Genomic DNA, 2,799 nt, shown 5'->3' with positions numbered 1-2,799 from the left:
GGACGCGGTCGCGTCCGGGCCCTCCCTCACGGCCGACGTGCTTCACGGCCGGCATGCTCACGGCCGGCGTGCTCACACCCGGCGTGGCGCCGTCACCGCATCCGCGTGGCCCACTCCTGCACCTTCTTGATCCGCTCCCGGATCTGCCCCGCCGTCGCCTCCGCGCTCGGCGGCCCCCCGCACACCCGGCGCAGCTCGGTGTGGATCACCCCGTGCGGCTTGCCGCTCTGATGGACGTACGCACCCACCATCGTGTTCAGCTGCTTCCTCAGCTCCAGCAGCTCCTTGTGCGAGACCACCGGCCGCCGCTCGGCCGGCAGCTCCAGCAGGTCCGCCTCCTCGTCCGGCTTCTTGCGGCTGTGCGCGATCTGCCGCGCCTGCCGCTTCTGCAGCAGCAGCTGCACCTGGTCCGGCTCCAGCAGCCCGGGGATACCGAGGTAGTCCTGCTCCTCCTCGCTCCCCGGGTGGGCCTGCATGCCGAACTCGGCGCCGTTGTACATCACCCGGTCGAAGACCGCGTCGGACTCCAGGGCCTCGAAGGGCAGCATGTCCTGCTCCCCGGTGTCCTCGTCCTGCTCCTTGTTCGCCTCGTCCATCTCCTTCTCGGACTCGGCGTACGGGTCTTCGTCCCCGTCCTTCTTCGGCCGGTCGAGCACGTGGTCGCGCTCGACCTCCATCTCATTGGCGAAGCCGAGCAGCATCGGGATGGTGGGCAGGAAGACGGACGCGGTCTCGCCGCGCCGCCGGGACCGTACGAAACGGCCGACGGCCTGGGCGAAGAAGAGCGGCGTCGAAATCGTCGTGGCGTAGACGCCCACCGCCAGCCGGGGCACGTCGACGCCTTCGGACACCATGCGGACCGCGACCATCCAGCGGTCCTCGTTCTCGCTGAACTCGTCGATCCGCTTCGACGCGCCCGCGTCGTCGGAGAGCACGACGGTCGCCTTCGTACCGGTGATCTCCCGGATGAGCTTGGCGTACGCGCGGGCCGAGTCCTGGTCGGAGGCGATGACGAGGCCGCCCGCGTCCGGGATCCCCTTCCTGACCTCGGTCAGCCGCTGGTCGGCGGCGCGCAGCACGTTCGGCATCCAGTCGCCGCGCGGGTCGAGGGCGGTGCGCCATGCCTGCGAGATGGCGTCCTTCGTCATCGGCTCGCCGAGCCGGGCGGCGATCTCGTCGCCGGCCTTGGTGCGCCAGCGCATGTTGCCGCTGTAGCTGAGGAAGATGACGGGCCGGACGACGCCGTCGCCGAGGGCGTTCCCGTAGCCGTACGTGTAGTCGGCGGACGACCGGCGGATGCCGTCGTTCCCCTCCTCGTACGTGACGAAGGGGATCGGGTTCGTGTCGGACCTGAACGGCGTACCGGTGAGGGCGAGGCGACGGGTCGCCGGCTCGAACGCCTCCAGGCACGCCTCGCCCCACGACTTGGAGTCACCGGCGTGGTGGATCTCGTCGAGGATGACGAGGGTCTTGCGCTGCTCGCTGCGGTTGCGGTGCAGCATCGGGCGTACGCCGACGCCGGCGTACGTGACGGCGACGCCGTCGTACTCCTTGCTCAGCGGACCCGCGCTGTAGTCCGGGTCGAGCTTGATGCCGATCCGGGCAGCCGCGGCCGCCCACTGCTTCTTCAGATGCTCGGTCGGTGCGACCACGGTGATCTGCTGCACGACGTGGTGGTGCAGCAGCCAGGACGCGAGGGTGAGCGCGAAGGTCGTCTTACCGGCGCCGGGGGTCGCCACCGCGAGGAAGTCACGGGGCTGCTCCTGGATGTACTTCTCCATGGCGCCCTGCTGCCAGGCGCGCAGCTTGCCGGCCGTACCCCACGGGGCACGGCCGGGGAAGGCGGGTGAGAGGTGGTGGGAGGCGGTAGTAGTCACGGTCTCCGGTTCGAGGCAGGGCTACGGCGTTACGTACGACAACCGGGCCACCCTACCGGTGCGGCCGCCCCCGGACGGGCCTCACGGGGCGAGTCCGGGACGGGGTGAGACCCGCCTCACAGCCCCCGCCCACACCGTGGGCGGCCGGGCTCACAGCGTGCGCAGCACCGCGCCGATCGCCGCAGGATCGGTGAGCTCCCCGGCCGCGACGGCGACGACCAGGTCGTACGCCCGGTCCTGGTCGATGCCCGCCGGGTCGGCGCCGTTGAGAGCGAGGAAGACGGCGGCCGACAGCCATGCCGTGCGCTTGTTGCCGTCGACGAACGGGTGGTTCGCGGCGATGGCGTGCAGCAGCGCGCCTGCCTGCTCGTAGAGATCCGGGTACGCGGCGACCCCGTACATCCGTGCCCGCGGCCGGTGCACCGCCGACTCCAGCAGGCCGCCGGCCCGTAGCTCGGGCGGATGTCCGCCGAAGGCGATCCGGGCGATCCCGGTCACCTCGCTCACGGTGAGATGACGCGTCTGGCTCGTGGTCTGGTGGGTCATTCGCCAAGCCTCCTCAGCAGACCCGCGTGCTGCTGCGCCAGCCGCCCGGCCAGCGCGGCCAGCCGGTCGCTCTGCACCCGCAGATAGTGATGCACCGCATCGTGCGCGAGCTCCTCCGCGCTTCGGTCCTGTGCGTCCGCGAGGTCATGGAGCGTGTCGCGTTCGGCATCGGTGAGGATGATCGTGAGCTCGTGCATGGCCCGATGCTAAGCGCGGCCCCGCGCCGCCGCGCGGCGAGTTCCGCGACGGGCGCGGTGACGTACTCAGTTGCCAGGGCCTGTCGTTCGGATCAGGCCGGCAGCGACATCTGCGGCTACCGCCGCGGGGCGAGCGGGGTCCGGTGCATGGGGTCTCCCCAGGCCCGCAGGGCCTGGGG

At 71.2% G+C, this 2,799-nt stretch carries 3 protein-coding genes; all 3 read right to left on the bottom strand.

Features of this window, described 5'->3' with window-relative positions:
* Positions 1 to 92 precede the first annotated feature (92 nt).
* The 3 genes from ACWGI8_RS42625 to ACWGI8_RS42615 all read right to left on the bottom strand — a co-directional run bounded on the left by ACWGI8_RS42625 (position 93) and on the right by ACWGI8_RS42615 (position 2,620).
* The gene (locus ACWGI8_RS42625) at positions 93 to 1,877 is read right to left on the bottom strand and encodes a DEAD/DEAH box helicase (protein ID WP_453668840.1); all 1,785 of its coding nucleotides are present in this window, start codon (positions 1,875 to 1,877) and stop codon (positions 93 to 95) included.
* A 150-nt stretch (positions 1,878 to 2,027) separates the two neighbouring features.
* Entirely contained in the window at positions 2,028 to 2,423 is a 396-nt protein-coding gene (locus tag ACWGI8_RS42620) for a type II toxin-antitoxin system death-on-curing family toxin (protein WP_453668839.1), read from the bottom strand.
* On the bottom strand, positions 2,420 to 2,620 hold the full coding sequence (locus ACWGI8_RS42615; protein WP_453668838.1) for a hypothetical protein: 201 nt from the start codon (positions 2,618 to 2,620) through the stop codon (positions 2,420 to 2,422). Before ACWGI8_RS42615 ends, ACWGI8_RS42620 begins: the two co-directional genes overlap by 4 nt.
* Positions 2,621 to 2,799 lie beyond the last annotated feature (179 nt).

The organism is Streptomyces sp. NPDC054841 (assembly GCF_053611045.1).
The sequence above is the reverse complement of the archived record's forward strand: the minus strand, read 5'-3'. Positions and strand labels throughout refer to the sequence as shown.

Bases quoted from the DNA above. Each gene is read 5' to 3' on its own strand.
- ACWGI8_RS42620 (WP_453668839.1), bottom strand. From the start codon at position 2,423: ATGACCCACCAGACCACGAGCCAGACGCGTCATCTCACCGTGAGCGAG.
- ACWGI8_RS42615 (WP_453668838.1), bottom strand. From the start codon at position 2,620: ATGCACGAGCTCACGATCATCCTCACCGATGCCGAACGCGACACGCTC.